Origin of the sequence: Mesorhizobium sp. AR10, from assembly GCF_024746795.1 — a bacterium.
Classification (GTDB): Bacteria; Pseudomonadota; Alphaproteobacteria; order Rhizobiales; family Rhizobiaceae; genus Mesorhizobium.
Genome location: NZ_CP080524.1, coordinates 332,782 through 351,362, shown reverse-complemented (window position 1 = coordinate 351,362; position 18,581 = coordinate 332,782). Strand labels below are relative to the sequence as shown.

Genomic DNA, 18,581 nt, shown 5'->3' with positions numbered 1-18,581 from the left:
GGTCCGGGTCGCACCCGGGATGGCCGCCTGTCAATCGCTGCGTTTCCAGGGCAGGGTAGTGCATGGCGCGTTTAAAGTTGACAGTTGCAGTTTAGAATAATTCTAAACTGTTGTTTCAATTGAATTTTCTCGTCGATGCCGGTTGACTTCCAGCCTCTTCGCCGCTTTATGGGAGGCTCGCGCATCAAGCGCATCCCTTTGATGTCTGGGCCTTGAACCCTTTCGATTGGAGGCATTTCGGTGTCTTTCTTCCATGAACCGCGCGATGCCGCGGCCTCTTTTCCGCCCGATGGCAGATGCAAGTCGCGGCGCCGATCATCCAATTGCTGCGCCGCCGGCGCCGGCATTTCATTGAAATTCCCGAGGAGACGATAGTCATGAGAGCGATGATCACGGCACGATATGGCTCAAGGCTTGCAGCGATCGGTGCCACGGCGCTGCTGACGGCGGCGGTGTTCGTGCTGCCGGCCAGAGCGGAAACCGATGCCAAAGCGGTCATCAAGACCTATTCCGACATCGCGCTCGCCAAATATGAGGATTCGCTGACCACCGCGCAGGTGCTCGACAAGGCCGTCGATGCGCTGCTCGCCAAGCCTTCGGTGGAAACGCTGACCGCCGCACGTGAAGCCTGGAAGGCATCGCGTGTCCCCTACCAGCAGACCGAAGTCTACCGTTTCGGCAACAAGATCGTCGACGACTGGGAAGGCAAGGTGAACTCCTGGCCGCTGGACGAAGGCCTGATCGACTATGTCGCCAAGAGCTACGGCACCGAGTCGGACGCCAATGCGCTCTACACCGCCAATGTGATCGCCAACAAGTCGATCGAGATCAACGGCAAGAAGGTCGACGCCACCAACCTGACGCCGGAATTCCTGTCCGGCACGCTGCAGGAAGCTGGCGGCATCGAGGCCAATGTGGCGACCGGCTATCACGCCATCGAATTTCTGCTCTGGGGCCAGGACCTGCACGGCACCGGCCCGGGCGCCGGCGAGAGACCCTACACCGACTACGACCTTGCCAATTGCACCGGCGGCAATTGCGATCGCCGCGCGCAATATCTGAAATCGGCGAGCGACCTTCTGGTTTCCGACCTGCAGGATATGGTCAACGACTGGAAGGAAGGCGGCGCCGCCCGCAAGAACCTCGTCGACGGCGAGCCGAATGCCGGCATCTCGACCATCTTCACCGGCATGGGATCGCTGTCCTATGGCGAACTGGCCGGCGAGCGCATGAAGCTCGGCCTGCTGCTACACGATCCGGAAGAGGAGCATGACTGCTTCTCCGACAACACCTACGATTCCCATCTCTATGACGCCATCGGCATTCGCGCCGCCTATCTCGCCAGCTACACGCGCCTCGACGGCACCGTCGTTCAAGGGCCGTCGGTGCACGATATGGTGAAGGCTGCCGATCCGGCGATCGACAAGGAACTGTCGGATAAGCTCGACGTCTCGGTCGCCAAGATGGAAGCCATCAAGGCGCGGGCGCTGGCCGGCGAGGCCTATGACCAGCAGATCGCCGAGGGCAACACCGAAGGCAATGCCACCGTGCAGGCGGCAATCGACGCGCTGATCGACCAGACCAAGTCCATCGAACGCGCCGTTGGCTCCCTGAAGCTCACCAACATCGCCTTCGAAGGCTCCGACAGCCTCGACGCGCCGGACAAGGTGTTCAAATAAGGCTCGATTGAGAAAACCAGCCACACGGCGCGGAGGGAGCGAGCCGTCAGCCAGAGCAAATAAATGCTGATCTGCCATTGCAACATCATCACTGAAAAGGAGATCGAGCAGACGATCGTCGGGCTGCTGGATCAGGATCCCTGGCAACTTATCGTGCCGGCGAAGATCTATCATGCCATGCAGAAGCGCGGTCGCTGTTGCGGCTGCTTCCCAAATGTGGTCGAAACGATCATTCGGGTCACCGAAAATTACCACGCCCGCTCGGAGGCGAGCGGCGTGGATGTCGTTTCACACCTGGATCGCGTCAGAGGCCTGCGCGTCCAATACGGGAGCAGAACCCATGAAAGGCGAAAAGCAGATCATCGAGCGGCTTAACGAGGCTCTTTTTCTGGAGCTTGGAGCCGTCAATCAGTATTGGGTGCATTTCCGTCTGCTGGAAGACTGGGGATACGCCAAACTGGCGAAGAAGGAACGAGCCGAATCGATCGAGGAAATGCACCATGCCGACAAGCTGGTGGCCCGTATCATCTTTCTCGAAGGACATCCGAACCTGCAGTCCGTGGCGCCTTTGCGCATCGGCCAGAATGTGAAGGAAGTGCTCGAATCCGATCTTGCCGGCGAGTATGACGCACGCACCGCCTACAAGCGCTCGCGTGAGATCTGCAACGAAGCAGGCGACTACGTGACGATGAAACTGTTCGAGGAATTGCTGGCTGACGAGGAGGGTCATATCGACTTCCTCGAGACGCAACTCGACCTGCTCGCTTCGATCGGTGAAGAAAAATACGGCCAGCTCAACGCCGCATCGGCCGACGAAGCGGAATAAGGACATGCGGGAATGCGGCGCCCCTTAGACGTTGTGCGCCGCTTGCGGCGGGCCGACGATCACGGCCTGCCGCCCCTGAAAAAACCGCGCTACCAGTTGTTTCGCGGGTTTTCGCTTGGCCTCGTGATGACACTGACGGCTTCGGCCCAGGCCGGCGCGCCGGAGCCGATCAGCCTTGCCACCGACCGCACTGACCTCACGCCGAAAGACCTGGCGCGCGTCATTGCCGTCACCAGGCCGACCACTGATTTTTCAAAACCCGAACCATTCGAGTTGATGCAAGGCGGCGCCGGCACGTCGAAGAAGGACGTCAGCAGGGACGCTTTCTCGCAATCCGCCACCAACATCACCTTCGAGGAAGAGGGCAACTTCAAGCTCGGCAATGCCCTCTTCCGCAAGAACTGGGTGTCGTCGCCCTCGTCGACGCAAGCCTCGGACGGGCTTGGCCCGCTGTTCAATGAACGGGCCTGCCAGAATTGCCATCTGAAGGACGGCCGCGGTCATCCGCCGGAAGGCGACAGCGGCACCACCTCCATGTTCCTGCGGCTGGCGCGGCAAGCCAGCAGCGAGGAAGAGAAGGCAGAGATTGCCGACCACAAGGCGCTCAACTTCCCCGACCCGGTCTACGGCACGCAATTGCAGGAATTGGCGGTTCCGGGTCTGCCGGGCGAAGGCAGGATGCATGTCGACTACAGGGAAGAAAAGGTGACGCTCGACGACGGCAGTGTCGTTTCATTGCGCAAACCCAGCTATTCGGTCGACGGCCTGGCTTACGGACCGCTCGACCCGCACACCACGCTGTCGCCGCGCCTGACACCACCGATGATTGGTCTCGGCCTGATCGAGCAGATCGCTCCGGCCGACATTCTCGCCCTTGCCGATCCCGACGACCGGAACAATGACGGTATTTCGGGCAAGCCCAACATCGTGCGCGACAGCCAGAGCGGCGAACTGACGCTCGGCCGCTTCGGCTGGAAGGCACAGACACCGTCGATCCGCGAGCAGGCGGCGGACGCTTTCGCCGGCGATATCGGTATTTCAACGCCGGACGTGCCGAAACACTGGGGCGATTGCACCGATGCCGAGAAGGCATGTCTGACCATGCCGAACGGTGTGCAGAAGCGCCTCGGTCCGGTCGAGGCACCGCCGCCGGTCATGGACCTCGTCACCTTCTATTCGCAGAACCTTGCCGTGCCGGCGCGGCGCGATCTCGATAAACCCGATGTGCTTGCCGGCAAGAAGCTGTTTTATGACATGGGCTGCATTTCCTGCCATACGCCGAAATTCGTCACCCGGCGCGGCACGCCCAATAAGGCGCGGGCCTTCCAGCTGATCTGGCCGTATTCCGACTTTCTGCTGCATGACATGGGCCCGGATCTCGCCGATGGGCAGGCCGTGGGCGAGGCGACGGGCAGTGAATGGCGAACCCCGCCACTGTGGGGCATCGGCCTTACCCAGACCGTCAACGGCAACACTTTCTTTCTGCATGACGGGCGCGCGCGCAGCCTGGCCGAGGCCATCCTTTGGCATGGCGGCGAGGGGCAGAAGGCGCGCGACCGTTTTGCCGCTGCCAATGCTACCGACCGCGATGCGCTGGTCAAATTCCTGGAGTCACTCTGATGCTGAAGCGTTCTGCGCTGGTTCTCGTTCTTCCGCTGGTTCTGTTCGGTGTCTTGCCTGCCTCCGCGGCGGTGAAGGCCTCCGACGTCATTCAGCGGGCGATCGACAGCTTCGTCCGCCCGGCCTATGCCAGCCTGCACGACCATGCCGGCCGATTGAGCAAGGCGATGCACGCGCTTTGCGACGCACCCTCGCAAGCTGGCCTCGATGCCGCGCGCACCGAATTCTCCGGTACGGTCGATGCCTGGTCATCAGCCGAAATCATCGGTTTCGGCCCGATCAAGGAGAACAACCGGCTGGAACGCATCCTGTATTGGCCGGATCGCAAGAGCATCGGCCTGAAGCAGGTCCAGGCCGCACTGGCCGACAAGGATCCGACCGCCACCGATGCGGTACAGCTGGCGGGAAAGAGCGTCGCCATGCAGGGCTTGGGCGCGCTGGAATTCGTGCTCTACGGCGACGGCGCCGAGGCACTCGCCGGCAAGGATGATGCCTACCGCTGCGCCTATGGCGCGGCGGTGGCCGGCAACGTCGAAACCATGGCCGCCGATGTCAGCGACGCCTGGAACAAACCCGATGGGTTTGCCGCACTCTGGGCCAACCCGGGACCGCAGAATGCGCTCTACCGCGACGGCACCGAAGCGGTGACCGAACTGGTGGGTGTCTTCATCAACGAGCTGGAAATGGTCCGCGACGTGCGTCTGAAAGGGTTTTTCGGCAGCAGCCCGGAGGCCGACAAGCCGAAACAGGCCATTTACTGGCGTTCGCAAAACACCGCTCGCTCGCTCGCCGGAAACCTGTCGGGCATGGATGCGCTGTTCCAGGCCTCGCAGCTTGGCGATGCGCTGTCGCCTGATGCGCGCTGGATGGCGGAATCGATCCACATCCAGCTAGTCAACGGAGCTGACACCGCAAAATCCATCGGAGGTCCGGTCGACAAGGCGCTCGCCGACCCGGTGCTGCGCGCAAAACTCGACTATTTCGCGCTGGTGACGTCCAGCCTGACCACACTGATCGGCACCAGGCTCACCGCCGAATTCGGCCTGACCGCCGGGTTCTCCTCCCTCGACGGAGATTGACAATGCGCACGCCGTTGATCGACCGCCGCGATTTTCTAAGGGCCGCTGGCACAGGCTTCGTGGCTGCGATGGCGCCGGCGGCGTGGGCGAAGACACTTGCCACGGATGCTGTCTTTGCCACCGCCTTCGTCAAGCGTGATGGCAGCTATGGCGCCGCCGTCCTGTCCGAGATCGGCAAGGTGCTGCATTCGATCGACCTGCCCGATCGCGGCCACGACGTCACCTTCGATCCGGTTTCGAAACGCTCGGTGGTCTTCGCCAGGCAGCCCGGCACCTTCGCGGTGGTCTTCGACCACACGGGCCGTGACAAACCGCAGACCATAGCCAGCATCACCGGCCGTCATTTCTTCGGCCATGGCGTCTTCTCGACCGATGGCGCACTGCTCTACGCCACCGAGAACGATTTCGACAATGCCGCCGGGGTCGTCGGCGTCTATGACGCGCGGGCGAAGTTCAGCCGTATCGGCGAGTTCCCGACCTACGGCATGGGTTCGCACGAGCTTCTGCTGCTGGGCGACGGCAGGACGCTGGCCATTGCCAATGGCGGCATCGAAACCCATCCGGATTTCGGCCGCGCCGAGCTCAACATCGCGACGATGAAGCCGTCCTACGTGTTGGTCGACCGCCTCACCGGCGACCTCATCGAAAAGCACGAACTGCCGCCGGCGCTGCACCAGCTGTCGATCCGCCACATGGATGCCGATCAATCCGGCACGGTCTGGTTCGGCTGCCAGTACAGGGGGCCGGGCACCGATCGTCCGCTGTTGGTCGGCCGCGCCGCGCGCGGCAAGGATTTGCAACTGCTCGACATGCCACAGGATGTGCTCTCCGGCTTCAGGAATTACATAGGCTCGGTCGCCGCCAACCCGGCGGCCGGTACGGTTGCCGTGTCCTCGCCGGAGGGCAATTCGCTGGCCGTCATTGATGTGGCCAGCGGCCGCGTCGTCGCCACCAACGCGCTGGTCGAGGTTTGCGGCGTGGCGCCGGATAAAGCGAGCTTTATGGCGACGACCGGTGCCGGTGAAATCGTCGAAGCCGATGGTGCGACACGATCCGAGCCGGACTATGTCTGGGACAACCATATGCTGCGCATCGAACAGGCCGCATAGGCTTCCGGCCTTTGGTCCTGGCGAAGCAAGCCGCTCAACAATTTATGCACTATCCTCTTGCGGGGATGAGCCATGGCAGGCACAGGGGCATTTGTTTCTCGAACCGGCCGCCTCATGAAGTTGCTCGCCATCGACTGTGCCGCCAATCTCTGCGCCGCCTGCGTCTATGACGCGGCGGCCGGGAAAGAGCTTGGCCGCTCGGTGCTCGACTTGGGCAAGGGCCATGCCGAGCATCTGATGGCTGTCATCGATGCGGCGTTGAAGGCGAGCGGAACCGACTATGCCGGCCTCGGCGCCATCGCTGTCTCCATCGGCCCCGGCTCGTTCACCGGCCTGCGTGTCGGCGTGTCGGCGGCGCGCGGCCTGGCGCTGGCGCTGAAAATCCCGGCGATCGGGGTGACGACGCTGGATGCACTCGCCGCGGAAGCAGCAATGATTTTTCCCGGCCGCGTCGTGTTGGCCGCGCTCGACGCCGGGCGCGAGGAGATCCATGCAACGCTTTACGATGAATTGTCGGTTCTGATGTATGGTCCGGCAGTGACCACGTTCTCGCAAGCCGCCGCTATGGCGGCGGACAAGTCTCCGGTCCTCGCCGGCACCGCGGCATTGCAAATTGCCGCGTCGGCCGGGCGCGCCTTCGACATCGGGCCGACGTTAGCCACCGCCGACATCGCGGTCTATGCCCGGCTCGCCGCCGCCAAGGGCGCAGGCGAAAAGCCGAAACCGCTTTATCTGCGTGGCGCCGACGCAAAGCCGCAGGCCGGTTTCATTCTTTCGAGGCAAGAGAAATAATGCGCATTCCTTTCCTCCAGCGCCGCAGGGATTATGCGCTTGAGCCGCTGACGATTGCCGACAGTCCGGCGGTGTCGGTGCTGCATCGCGAGGATTTCGTGCGACCGTGGACCGATGGCGAATTCGCCGCACTGCTCGAGCAGGATACGGTGTTCGGCTATGCCGCCCGCGAGACCGGGCAGGGCGCCAAGCCTCCGGTCGGCTTCGTGCTGGCGCGGCTGGCGGCGGGCGAAGGCGAGATCCTGACCGTGGCGGTGGCACGCTCGCATCGCCGCCAGGGGCTTGGCTGGCAATTGATGGACGCCGTGCTGCGCGAACTGCACGCGCAGCGCGCTGAGGCACTCTTCCTCGAGGTCGACGAAACCAACGTCGCCGCGATCGCGCTCTACCGGCGGCTGGGCTTCCGCGAGGTTGGCAAGCGCGCCAACTATTACCGATCGCCCGAGCACGGGCCGACCGGTGCGCTTGTCATGCGCCGCGATCTTCGCTAGCCAGAGCGCGGGGCGGGGCCAGACGGATGATCGGAAAAATCAGGATTTTCCTGGCGCTGAGCCTCGTTATCGTCGGCTCGCTGGTCCTTGTGCCGCTGCAGATACTGTCGATGAAGACTGGTTGGTGGCGTGAGACGTTCATCCTGAAAACCTGGCACAGGCTCATCGTCAAGGCGCTGGGCATGCGCATCCATGTCAAGGGCACGCTGTCCAGCCAGCGCCCCTTGCTGGTTGCGTCCAACCACATCTCCTGGACCGACATCATGGTGCTGGGATCGATGGTGGATGTGAAGTTCATCGCCAGGGCGGATATGGAAGGCTGGCCGTTGATCGGCATGCTGTCGAAGCTGCAGCGCACCGTCTTCATTGAGCGCGAGCGCAAGCGCTCATCGGGTGACCAGGCGAGCGAGATCGCCAACCGCATGGCCAAGGGCGACGCCATGGTGCTGTTTGCCGAAGGCTCCACTGGCGACGGCAACGCCATTCTGCCTTTCAAGAGCACGCTGTTCGGCGCCGCCTCTATGGCGCTCTCGGAAGGCGCGGTGGAACAGGTGTTCATCCAGCCGGTGGCGATCGCCTATACGCGCCTGCATGGCGTGCCGCTCGGCCGCCGGCATCGCCCGCTTGCCGCCTGGATCGGCGACGAGGACCTGATGCCGCATCTCAAGGTGCTGCTGGCCGGAGACGCCCTCGACGTCGAGGTGCATTTCGGCGAGCCGGTTGCCTTCTCCAAGGGTTCGAACCGCAAGGAAACGGCAAGGCTGATGGAAAGCCAGGTGCGCGCGATGATGCAGGCTGGGCTCGCCGATCCGCGCCCGAGCCGTTAAGCCAGAAGGGCTCCAGGCAAAAGCGTCTGTTTTTTGTCGCCAAAAGGCGTTAGAAGCCGCCGGATGGATTTGAACACGATGGAACGGGACGATATCGACGCTGCGGCCGAAAGCGCTGCCGTGCCGTCTGCCGCGACCAGGAAGGTCTTCGTCAAGACCTATGGTTGCCAGATGAACGTCTACGATTCGCAGCGCATGACCGATGCGCTGGCCGCCGATGGCTACGCGGCGACCGAAATCATCGGCGAGGCCGATCTGGTGCTGCTCAACACCTGTCATATCAGGGAGAAAGCGGCGGAAAAGGTCTATTCCGAGCTCGGCCGTATCCGCGAAATGAAGGCCGAACGCGCTCTGGCCGGGCGCGAGATGTTGATCGGCGTCGCCGGTTGCGTCGCGCAGGCGGAAGGGGCGGAGATCCTCAGGCGCTCGCCGGCCGTCGATCTGGTCATCGGCCCGCAGACCTATCACCGGCTGCCCGACGTGCTGGCAAGGGTGCGCGGCGGCGAGAAGGTCATCGAGACCGACTACGCCGTCGAGGACAAGTTCGAGCATCTGCCGCAACCGAAGCGCGCCGAAGTGATCAAGCGCGGCGTCACCGCGTTCCTGACCGTTCAGGAAGGCTGCGACAAGTTCTGCACCTTCTGCGTCGTGCCCTATACCAGAGGCTCCGAAGTGTCGCGGCCGGTGGCGCAGATTGTCGCTGAGGCCGAGCGGCTGGCGGATGCCGGCGTTCGCGAGGTGACGCTGCTCGGCCAGAACGTCAATGCCTGGCATGGCAAGGGCGCAAACGGCGAGGAATGGGGCCTTGGCCGCCTGCTGTTCCGGTTGGCCGAGATCCCCGGCCTGGCAAGGCTGCGCTACACCACCAGCCATCCGCGCGACATGGATGACGAACTGATTGCAGCGCACCGGGATCTGCCGGCGCTGATGCCCTATCTGCACCTGCCGGTGCAATCCGGTTCCGACCGCATTCTCAAGGCGATGAACCGCAGGCATACCGCAAAGGACTATCTGGGGCTGCTCGACCGTGTTCGCGCCGCGCGCCGCGATATCGCGCTCTCCGGCGACTTCATTGTCGGTTTTCCCGGCGAGACGGAAGCCGATTTCGAGGCGACGATGCAGCTTGTCCGCCAGGTAAACTATGCCTCGGCCTTCTCGTTCAAATATTCGCCGCGCCCCGGCACGCCGGGCGCCGGCATGGCCGATCATGTGCCGGAAACCGTCAAGGACGAGCGCCTGCAGCGCCTACAGGCCCTGCTTGTGAAGCAGCAGCAGGATTTTGGCGCAAGCCTGGTCGGCAGCACCATCGATACGCTGATTGAGAAGCCGGGCCGTCAGGCCGGCCAGAAGGTTGGCCGTTCGCCATGGCTGCAGCCGGTTATCGTCGATGAAAAGGCCGGTGAGATCGGTGACATTATTCAGGTGCGAATCACGAAAACGGGCTACAACAGCTTGTTCGCCGAATTGGCCTGAAGGTCTCGGCAGATGAGGAGAGACGGTTGAGCGCTGCGGAACTGAAGGACCTGCCCCCGAACGTACCATCTGGGGCCTCGGATATGGCGCACATCGTTCTGACTTTCGACAACAACAAGCTTGCCAGCGCCCTTTATGGCCAGTTCGACGAGAATCTGGCCAGGCTCGAGCAGAAACTCGGCGTCGATATCCGCTCGCGCGGCAACCAGCTGACCATCAAGGGTTCCGCCTCAGCCGCCGAGCAGGCGCGCCGGGCTCTCGATAATCTCTACGGCATTCTCCAGAAAGGCGTCGATATCGGCCAGTCGGACGTTGACGGCGCCGTGCGCATGGCGATCGCCGCCGACGACCAGCTGACGCTGCCGACGCTGGAGCGCAAGGGCAAGGTGTCCGCCGCCCAGATCGCCACCCGCAAGAAGACGATCTATGCCCGTTCGCTCAACCAGGACGCCTATATGCGTGCTCTGGAACGTTCCGAGCTTGTTTTCGGCATCGGCCCGGCCGGCACCGGCAAGACCTATCTGGCAGTGGCGCATGCGGCGATGCTGCTTGAACGCGGCATGGTCGAACGCATCATCCTCTCGCGGCCGGCGGTCGAGGCCGGCGAGCGGCTGGGCTTCCTGCCGGGCGACATGAAGGAAAAGGTCGATCCCTATCTGCGGCCGCTCTATGACGCGCTCTACGACATGATGCCGGCCGACAAGGTCGAGCGCGCGATTGCCGCCGAGGTGATCGAAATCGCGCCGCTGGCCTTCATGCGCGGCCGCACATTGGCGCATGCCGCCGTCATCCTCGACGAGGCGCAGAACACCACACCGATGCAGATGAAGATGTTCCTGACCCGTCTCGGCGAGAATTCGCGCATGATCGTCACCGGCGACCCGACGCAGATCGACCTTCCCTCCAACACCAAATCGGGCCTGGTCGAAGCGCTGCGTGTCCTCGACGGCGTGGCGGGCGCGGTGACCGTGCGCTTCAACGACGGCGACGTGGTTCGCCACCCGCTCGTGGCCGAAATCGTCAGGGCCTATGACCGCGACGCCAAGCTGGCGCGCGGTCTGGGTGCCGAGAATTGATGTGACGATGCGGGCTCATGCCTGAAAACAGAGAATTCGGGGACCTTTCGGTTCACGTTGAGATCGATATCTCGATCGAAGCGGGCGACTGGCCCGATGAGGCAAGCCTGAGCCGGCTGGTCGATCGCGCTGTTGGCGCCGCTTTCGCCGAAACCGGCGTGGCTGGTCCCTCCGAACTCAGCATCGTCTTTTCCGACGATACCCATATCCGCACGCTGAATGCCGGCTGGCGCGGCAAGGACAAACCCACCAACGTCCTGTCTTTCCCGGCTTTTCCGCTCGTCAAAGGCGCCCCGCTGCCGCCAATGCTGGGCGACATCGTGCTGGCTGCCGAGACGGTTGCGCGCGAAGCGGCACTGGAAGACAAGCCGGTCGACAACCATATCACCCATCTCGTCATCCATGGCCTGCTGCATTTGCTGGGCTACGATCACGAGACCGATGCCGAGGCCGAGGCGATGGAAGCTATCGAGCGCGCAGCGCTTGCAAGGCTTGCCATTCCCGATCCCTACGCGTAACTACAAAAGACCAAATGACCGGACGACGATGAACGACAAACCAGAAACTGCCGCCCGCCCCGACGCCGGCAGTGCGACCAAGCCTTCCGATACGACGGAAGAGGGATCAAGTCCGAGTACCATTTCCGGCAGCGTCGCCAGCGAGCCATCGCCTGCCGGTCCTTCCCTGTTCGACCGGGTGCTCGGCCTGTTCCGGCAGCGCAACGGCACCAGCCTGCGCGAGGAAATCGCCGGCGCGCTGGCCGAAACGGCGAGCGATGTCGAATCCTTCTCGCCCGGCGAGCGCGCCATGCTCAACAATATCCTGCGCTTGCGCGAAGTGCGCGTCGAGGATGTCATGGTGCCGCGCGCCGACATCGAGGCGGTCGAGATCACCACGACGCTGGGCGATCTTCTCGGACTGTTCGAACAATCCGGCCATTCCCGCATGCCGGTCTATTCCGAGACGCTCGACGATCCGCGCGGCATGGTCCATATCCGCGACGTGCTGGCGCACATCACCAAAATTGCCCGCGTCAAGAAGGGCAGGACGACCAGGAAAGCGCCGGCCACTACGCTGCTCAACCTCGCCCAGGTCGATCTTGCGCGCACCATCGGCGACCTCAACCTGATCCGTCCGGTGCTGTTCGTGCCGCCGTCGATGCTCGCTTCCGATCTGATGGGACGGATGCAGGCGACGCGCACCCAGATGGCGCTGGTCATCGACGAATATGGCGGCACAGATGGTCTCGCCTCGCTCGAGGACATCGTCGAGATGGTGGTTGGCGACATCGAGGATGAGCATGACGATGACGAGCCGATGATCACCCAGACCGGCGACGGCGTGTTCGTCGTCGACGGCAAGGCCGAGATCGATGATGTCGCCAAGATGATCGGCGAAGATTTCGCCGCCGGCGAGCATGGCGAATATGTCGACACGATCGGCGGCATGATCTTCAACACGCTTGGCCGCGTGCCGGCCCGCGGCGAAGTGGTGCAGGCCATACCCGGCTTCGAATTCCATGTGCTCGACGCCGATCCGCGCCGCGTCAAGCGGGTGCGCATCGTGGAAAGCCAGAAAAGCGAGCGCCGACGGCGCGCCTCCCGCGCCGAGCAGGCGTAAGGAAGCGCCGACCGATGACGGTCGACGACCCGTTCAAGCACTCGAGCCTGGGCTCCGGGATATTCTACAAGGACCCGCGGGCGGCCCTGATATGGCTTGAGGCGGCCTTTGGCTTCGAGCCGAGCATGGTGGTCAGCGATCTCGACGGAAAGCTGGTCCACTCCGAAATGCGGTTCGGTGACGGCTATATCATCGTCGATTCCGAGTGGGCCGACCATATCGCCAGCCCGGCCTCGGTCGATGGCAAGAACACACAGTCGGTCTATGTGCGCCTGAAAGACGGCCTGGACGCCCATTGCGAGCATGCCAGGATGGCCGGGGCGGAGATCGTCCAGGAACCCGCCGACCAATTCTACGGTGAGCGGCTGTACCGGGCGCGCGACCCAGAAGGCCATGTCTGGACCTTCACGCAGACCCTGCGCGCCGTTCCGCGCGAAGAGGCCCAGCGGTTGGGCGACTTGCAGATCGAGGGCTGGCACAGATAGCGCCGTGCCCGGAAGCGCATCCGGGTTTGGAGGCGGAACCGCAGCCTGATAAATCTTGCTTCCTGATTCGCGCGACTCGGAAGTATGTATGGAGCGCCTTGCCGGCCGGATAATTCTGCTTTGGGGTTGGCGGCGCGCGCTCGTGGCGTTTCTGGCCGGTGCGCTGGCGGTTCTTGCCCAGGCGCCTTACGATTTCTTCGCCATCTGTTTCGTTTCGTTTCCGCTGCTGGTCTGGCTTCTCGACGGCGCGACGGGCGAAGCCTCCGACGGATTGCTGCGGCGTTTGCGGCCGGCCTTTGCTGTCGGCTGGTGGTTCGGCTTCGGTTACTTCCTTGCCGGCCTGTGGTGGATCGGCTCAGCGCTTCTGGTCGAGGCCGACAGTTTCGCCTGGGCCTTGCCGTTCGCGGTCATCGGCATCCCCTTCGCGCTCGCCTTCTTCTATGGCTTCGCCACGGTCTTTGCCCGGCTGCTGTGGAGCAACGATATCGGCCGCATCGCCGCACTTGCCTTCGGTTTTGGCCTGGCGGAATGGCTGCGGGGCTTCCTGTTCACCGGCTTTCCCTGGAATGCCGTCGGCTATGCGGCGATGCCGGTGCCTCTGCTGATGCAGAGCGTGTCGGTGACCGGCATGATCGGCATGAACACGCTCGCGGTGTTCGTCTTCGCGCTGCCCGCTCTGCTTGCGGCGCGCCGGCATCTCCGCCTCGGTGCGGCACTGCTGGCCATTCTCGTCGCCGCCCATGCCGGCTTCGGCTATGTCAGGCTTACACTTCCAGTCGAGCCTTCAACCCGCACGATCGATGTCCGCATCGTCCAGCCCGACGTCGACCTCAGCGAGAAATGGGACGCTTCGGTACGAGACCGCATCTTCGCCACCTTGATTGGGCTGTCGGCCAAGGCGCCGGACCCCGGCCACGACAAGCCGCAAATGATCCTGTGGCCGGAGACGTCGGTGCCGTTCCTCTTTACCGAGCGTCCGGATGCGCTGACGGCGCTGGGCGAGATGCTCGGCCCCGACCAGGTGCTGATCGCCGGAATCGTTCGGGAGGAGGGCGGCTCGGCCGCAAATGCCGACAGCCGTTACTACAATTCAGTGGTGGCGATCGACGACAAGGGTGAAATCACCGATGCCGTCGACAAGGTTCATTTGGTGCCCTTTGGCGAATATCTGCCTTTCGCCGACCTGCTCGGCCGTTTCGGCATAGAACAGCTCGTCGCCGGACCGATGAATTTCGCAGCCGGCAATGAGCGGCATCCGATCACGCTGCCAGGCGGCATACGCGCGCTGCCATTTATCTGTTACGAGGTGATCTTTCCCGACCTGGCAGCAGTTGACGCTACGTCAGCTGAGCTTATTGTGAATGTCACCAACGACGCATGGTTCGGTGACACGCCGGGTCCTTATCAGCATTTCAGGCAGGCACAGATTCGTGCGGTGGAGAATGGATTGCCTTTGTTACGCGCGGCCAACAACGGCATTTCCGCTGTTGTCGATCCGCGCGGACGCATCGTCGACGCGTTGGCGGTCGATGCGCGGGGAGCCATCGATGTGCGGGTACCGATTTCCGGGCATGCCCTCATCACTGCCGGCCAACGGCGCATTAACGGAATGCTGATCATGTTGCTGTTTGCCATGATCGCCTTCACACTGAATGTAAGGCAACGGCTACGGGTGAATTGACAGCCGACACATTAGAAACTCATACTGTAAGTGCCTAAAATTTCTCGAAGTCGGTGGGTTCTGTTGGGGCAGTTGGCTCCGCCTTCGTTTGGGCAAGAAAAATAGAAAAAGCCGGAAAAATTCGGCGAGGAAAAAATGACAGACGAAAACAAGAAGAAACCGAATCCGATCGACATCCACGTTGGAAGTCGTATCCGGCTTCGTCGCAACATGCTTGGGATGAGCCAGGAAAAGCTGGGTGAAAATCTCGGCATCACGTTTCAACAGATCCAGAAGTATGAAAAGGGCACGAATCGCGTCGGCGCTAGCCGCCTGCAAGCAATAGCGTCCATACTCAGCGTGCCCGTTGCCTTCTTTTTCGAAGATGCCCCAGGTCAGGAAGCCGTCGGTAATCGCGGATTCGCCGAGGACGCGTCGATGACTTTCGCCGTCGAATTCTGCGGCAGTCCGGAAGGGCTTCAGCTCAACCGCGCCTTCGTCAAGATCGCCGATGTCAAGGTGCGCCGGCGGATCATAGATCTGGTGAAATCCCTTTCTACCGAAGACGCCGACTGATCCAGAGGCTTGACTGCCGGCGGCGCCGTGCCCCTGGTGGCACAACATAACTGCTGCGACATTCATGCCAGAACTGCGGCGGCGCTTGACGAGCGGCGCCCGGCACCGCTAACACGTGGCGCGCCAAAGTCGGCAGCCTGCCGATCGTTTTTCAAGAGGGGACACCCGTGACGCGGCAGAACTACTTCTTCACCTCGGAATCCGTTGCCGAGGGTCATCCCGACAAGGTTTGTGACCGTATTTCCGACGAGATCGTCGATCTGGTCTATCGCGAGGCCAGGAAGACCGGCATGGACCCGTGGAAGGTTCGTGTCGCCTGCGAGACGCTGGCGACGACGAATCGTGTCGTCATCGCTGGCGAGGTGCGCGTTCCAGAGACGCTGCTCAAGAAGGACAAGGCTGGCAACATCCTGCAAGACGCCGCCGGTCACCCGGTCGTCAATCCGGCAAAATTCAAGTCGGTTGCCCGCAAGGCGATCCGCGAGATCGGCTACGAACAGGCCGGCTTCCACTGGAAGACCGCAAAGATCGAGGTTCTGCTGCACGGCCAGTCGCCGGATATCGGCCAGGGTGTGGACAATGCCTCTGACCGGCAGGGCGAGGAAGGTGCGGGCGACCAGGGCATCATGTTCGGCTACGCCTGCCGCGAGACACCGGACCTGATGCCGGCGCCGATCTACTACAGTCACAAAATTCTCGAACTGCTGGCCGCAGCACGCCATGAGGGCAGCGGCGACGCCGGCAAGCTCGGGCCGGATGCCAAAAGCCAGGTCACCGTCCGCTATATCGATGGCAAGGCAGCCGAGGCGACGCAGATCGTGCTGTCGACCCAGCATCTCGATCCAAACTGGGATTCGAAGAAGGTCCGCAAGGTCGTGGAACCCTATATCCGCGAGGCGCTGGGTGATCTGAAGATCGCCGACAATTGCATGTGGTACATCAACCCGACCGGCAAGTTTGTCATCGGCGGGCCGGATGGCGACGCCGGCCTGACCGGCCGCAAGATCATCGTCGACACTTATGGCGGCGCGGCACCCCACGGCGGCGGTGCCTTCTCCGGCAAGGACACCACCAAGGTCGACCGCTCAGCGGCCTATGCAGCGCGCTACCTCGCCAAGAACGTGGTGGCGGCAAAGCTCGCTGACCGCTGCACCATTCAGCTTTCCTATGCCATCGGCGTCGCCCAGCCGCTGTCGGTCTATGTCGACCTGCACGGCACAGGCAAGGTCGATGAGGCAAAGCTCGAGGAAGCGCTGCGCACCGTGATGGATCTGTCGCCGTCCGGTATCCGCCGTCACCTCGATCTCAACAAGCCAATCTACGCCAAGACTTCGTCCTACGGCCATTTCGGCCGCAAAGCCGGCCGCGACGGGTCTTTCTCCTGGGAAAAGACCGATCTCGCCAAGGCGCTCAAGGACGCGGTCGCCGCCTGATCGGCGGCCGCCAGGCCCGACCCATGGACCCCAAGGACAGGCGAAGCCGCGCGACCGAAGCGTTTTTCGGCCGCCGGCGCGGCAAGACCATTCGCCCGCAGCAGGCGGCGGCGCTGGAAAGCGGGTTCAGGACCTACAGGCTCGATCTGGCGGCCGAACCGCCTGCCAATTTGCGTGATTTGTTCGAGGCGGATGTTTCCGCCGTTCGGCTTGAGATCGGTTTCGGTGGCGGCGAACACCTCCTGCACCGCGCAACCGCCGCCCCAGCCACCGGTTTCGTCGGCGTCGAGCCTTTCGTCAACGGCATGGCCAAGATGATGATGGCGGTCAGAGAACGGCCGCTTGCCAATCTTCGGGTCTATGACGATGACGCCACGCGGCTGCTCGACTGGCTGCCAGGGGCTTCGCTCGATGGCATAGACCTGCTCTACCCCGATCCCTGGCCGAAGAAAAAGCACTGGAAGCGGCGTTTCGTCAGTCCGCTCAATCTCGACCGCTTTGCGCGTGTGCTGAAGTCTGGCGGAAAGTTCCGCTTCGCTTCCGACATCGATAGCTATGTGAACTGGACGCTGCTGCATTGCCGGTCGCACGGCGCATTCGCATGGCAAGCGCAGGAAGCCGCCGACTGGCACCGGCCTTATGATGGTTGGCCGAGCACGCGCTACGAGGCAAAGGCCATTCGCGAGGGCCGGCGGCCGGCCTACCTGACCTTTATCAGGAAATAATCAGGCTCTAGAAGCGGCGGCCGATCCGGTCGAAAGCGGTCGGTTCCATGCCGAGGTTGCGCAGGTCGTTGGCGCGCGGCTTGCGGCCAGCTTCGACGGCCCGCGAGGCGGCGACAGCACTGCCGAACACGGTGAAGAAGTCGCCAATCGCTGAAAATATCTTGCGGTTGTTCATGGTCTTGTCCTTTCGTGCACATGTAGGGCAGAGCCACTTTTGTGCAACGCAAGATAGATAGGTACGTTTCAGCGGCGATCACATGGGTATTGCCGCATAGGCGCCATGCGCTCCTTGCAACGCTGGCACCCGCTGGCGTCGACAGCTTCTGCACTGCAGACTTGAAACACCGGCCGGGATCGTCTATATCAGCCTCAAATTCTTGGTCGGTATGACGAAGAGTGGGTCCACCCGGTCCCGCTCTTTTTTATTACCTGCTGGTCACCCACGGATCGAACGACAGGGATCGAATGACTGCAACGGCAAGCGAAGGCGACGACCGCATCATCCGCGAAAGCGGCATCGATGCGCGCATCGCGCTGATCGTACAGCCGTTGCTGCGTGGCATTGGCTTCCGCCTCGTCAAGGTGCATCTGTCGGGCCAGAACGGCCTCACGCTGCAGATCATGGCCGAGCGCGAGGACGGCACCATGACCGTCGAGGATTGCGAAGAGGTCAGCCGCGCGGTGTCGCCGGCGCTTGATGTCGATGATCCGATCGAGAAGGCCTATCATCTCGAGGTGTCGTCGCCGGGCATCGACCGGCCGCTGGTACGCAAGTCGGATTTCGCCACGTGGATCGGTCATCTGGTGAAGATGGAAACATCGATCCTCGTCGCCGACCGCAAGCGTTTCAAGGGCAAGATCGCCGAGGCTGGTGAAGACGATGTACTGATCCAGCGCGACAAGGCCGCCTATGGCGAGGAGCCGACGGTGCGCATTCCCTACGACGCGATCGCCGAAACGCGGCTGATCCTCACCGACGACCTCATCCGTGACGCGCTGTCGAAAGACAACAGGGCGCGCAAGGAAGCCAAGAAACGCCGAGGCGAACCGGACGATGCGCCAGAAGATGCGGAAGCCGGCGCGGCAGACGAAATCGAACAGGAACTATGA

21 protein-coding genes are annotated in these 18,581 nt (G+C 62.7%); 19 read left to right on the top strand and 2 right to left on the bottom strand.

The genetic code is table 11. From position 1 onward, the window contains the following. Positions 1-71: 71 nt before the first annotated feature. Positions 72-347 carry a hypothetical protein gene (locus LHFGNBLO_RS05130; protein WP_258604915.1) on the bottom strand — a complete coding sequence of 92 codons (276 nt, stop codon included), beginning with the start codon at positions 345-347 and terminating at the stop codon, positions 72-74. 39 nt (positions 348-386) lie between these two features. Between LHFGNBLO_RS05130 and LHFGNBLO_RS05125 the strand changes: the two genes are divergently transcribed. From LHFGNBLO_RS05125 to trmB, 18 genes are all read left to right on the top strand, one after another. Then, positions 387-1,679 (top strand): imelysin family protein, encoded by a 1,293-nt coding sequence (locus tag LHFGNBLO_RS05125; protein ID WP_258610046.1) that lies wholly within the window; start codon positions 387-389, stop codon positions 1,677-1,679. A gap of 63 nt (positions 1,680-1,742) precedes the next feature. After that, positions 1,743-2,054 (top strand): (2Fe-2S)-binding protein, encoded by a 312-nt coding sequence (locus LHFGNBLO_RS05120; protein ID WP_258604914.1) that lies wholly within the window; start codon positions 1,743-1,745, stop codon positions 2,052-2,054. Then, a complete protein-coding gene (gene bfr / locus LHFGNBLO_RS05115; protein ID WP_258604913.1) occupies positions 2,020-2,505 on the top strand; it encodes a bacterioferritin in 486 nt (161 codons plus the stop codon). Before LHFGNBLO_RS05120 ends, bfr begins: the two co-directional genes overlap by 35 nt. A gap of 12 nt (positions 2,506-2,517) precedes the next feature. Beyond that, complete coding sequence (locus LHFGNBLO_RS05110; protein WP_258604911.1) at positions 2,518-4,125, top strand: di-heme oxidoredictase family protein; 1,608 nt, start codon at positions 2,518-2,520, stop codon at positions 4,123-4,125. Beyond that, positions 4,125-5,204, top strand: a complete 1,080-nt coding sequence (locus LHFGNBLO_RS05105) for an imelysin family protein (protein ID WP_258604909.1) — start codon at positions 4,125-4,127, stop codon at positions 5,202-5,204. Before LHFGNBLO_RS05110 ends, LHFGNBLO_RS05105 begins: the two co-directional genes overlap by 1 nt. Positions 5,205-5,206: 2 nt before the next feature. After that, on the top strand, positions 5,207-6,313 hold the full coding sequence (locus LHFGNBLO_RS05100) for a DUF1513 domain-containing protein (RefSeq protein ID WP_258604907.1): 1,107 nt from the start codon (positions 5,207-5,209) through the stop codon (positions 6,311-6,313). Positions 6,314-6,427: 114 nt separating this feature from the next. After that, positions 6,428-7,105 carry a tRNA (adenosine(37)-N6)-threonylcarbamoyltransferase complex dimerization subunit type 1 TsaB gene (tsaB, locus tag LHFGNBLO_RS05095; protein ID WP_258604906.1) on the top strand — a complete coding sequence of 226 codons (678 nt, stop codon included), beginning with the start codon at positions 6,428-6,430 and terminating at the stop codon, positions 7,103-7,105. After that, entirely contained in the window at positions 7,105-7,596 is a 492-nt protein-coding gene (gene rimI, locus LHFGNBLO_RS05090; protein WP_258604904.1) for a ribosomal protein S18-alanine N-acetyltransferase, read from the top strand. Before tsaB ends, rimI begins: the two co-directional genes overlap by 1 nt. Before the next feature lie 26 nt (positions 7,597-7,622). Beyond that, positions 7,623-8,423, top strand: a complete 801-nt coding sequence (locus LHFGNBLO_RS05085; protein WP_258604902.1) for a lysophospholipid acyltransferase family protein — start codon at positions 7,623-7,625, stop codon at positions 8,421-8,423. A gap of 63 nt (positions 8,424-8,486) precedes the next feature. Further along, positions 8,487-9,896: a tRNA (N6-isopentenyl adenosine(37)-C2)-methylthiotransferase MiaB gene (miaB, locus tag LHFGNBLO_RS05080; RefSeq protein ID WP_413774665.1), complete on the top strand. Its 1,410-nt coding sequence runs from the start codon at positions 8,487-8,489 to the stop codon at positions 9,894-9,896. An 83-nt stretch (positions 9,897-9,979) separates the two neighbouring features. Then, positions 9,980-10,972: a PhoH family protein gene (locus tag LHFGNBLO_RS05075; protein WP_023758127.1), complete on the top strand. Its 993-nt coding sequence runs from the start codon at positions 9,980-9,982 to the stop codon at positions 10,970-10,972. 17 nt (positions 10,973-10,989) lie between these two features. Next, complete coding sequence (ybeY, locus tag LHFGNBLO_RS05070) at positions 10,990-11,490, top strand: rRNA maturation RNase YbeY (protein WP_258604900.1); 501 nt, start codon at positions 10,990-10,992, stop codon at positions 11,488-11,490. Positions 11,491-11,518: 28 nt separating this feature from the next. Then, positions 11,519-12,592 carry a hemolysin family protein gene (locus tag LHFGNBLO_RS05065; RefSeq protein WP_258604898.1) on the top strand — a complete coding sequence of 358 codons (1,074 nt, stop codon included), beginning with the start codon at positions 11,519-11,521 and terminating at the stop codon, positions 12,590-12,592. 14 nt (positions 12,593-12,606) lie between these two features. After that, positions 12,607-13,077: a VOC family protein gene (locus LHFGNBLO_RS05060; protein WP_258604897.1), complete on the top strand. Its 471-nt coding sequence runs from the start codon at positions 12,607-12,609 to the stop codon at positions 13,075-13,077. An 88-nt stretch (positions 13,078-13,165) separates the two neighbouring features. Next, positions 13,166-14,758, top strand: coding sequence for an apolipoprotein N-acyltransferase (gene lnt / locus LHFGNBLO_RS05055; RefSeq protein ID WP_258604896.1), 1,593 nt, complete (start codon positions 13,166-13,168; stop codon positions 14,756-14,758). A gap of 135 nt (positions 14,759-14,893) precedes the next feature. After that, positions 14,894-15,313: a helix-turn-helix domain-containing protein gene (locus LHFGNBLO_RS05050; RefSeq protein ID WP_258604894.1), complete on the top strand. Its 420-nt coding sequence runs from the start codon at positions 14,894-14,896 to the stop codon at positions 15,311-15,313. Between the two features lie 167 nt (positions 15,314-15,480). After that, positions 15,481-16,746 carry a methionine adenosyltransferase gene (metK, locus tag LHFGNBLO_RS05045; RefSeq protein WP_258604892.1) on the top strand — a complete coding sequence of 422 codons (1,266 nt, stop codon included), beginning with the start codon at positions 15,481-15,483 and terminating at the stop codon, positions 16,744-16,746. A gap of 23 nt (positions 16,747-16,769) precedes the next feature. Beyond that, complete coding sequence (trmB, locus tag LHFGNBLO_RS05040) at positions 16,770-17,471, top strand: tRNA (guanine(46)-N(7))-methyltransferase TrmB (protein WP_258604891.1); 702 nt, start codon at positions 16,770-16,772, stop codon at positions 17,469-17,471. Positions 17,472-17,478: 7 nt separating this feature from the next. Here trmB and LHFGNBLO_RS05035 read toward each other — a convergent pair whose 3' ends face one another. Further along, positions 17,479-17,646: a hypothetical protein gene (locus LHFGNBLO_RS05035; protein WP_258604890.1), complete on the bottom strand. Its 168-nt coding sequence runs from the start codon at positions 17,644-17,646 to the stop codon at positions 17,479-17,481. 290 nt (positions 17,647-17,936) lie between these two features. Between LHFGNBLO_RS05035 and rimP the strand changes: the two genes are divergently transcribed. Beyond that, positions 17,937-18,581, top strand: a complete 645-nt coding sequence (rimP, locus tag LHFGNBLO_RS05030) for a ribosome maturation factor RimP (protein WP_258604889.1) — start codon at positions 17,937-17,939, stop codon at positions 18,579-18,581.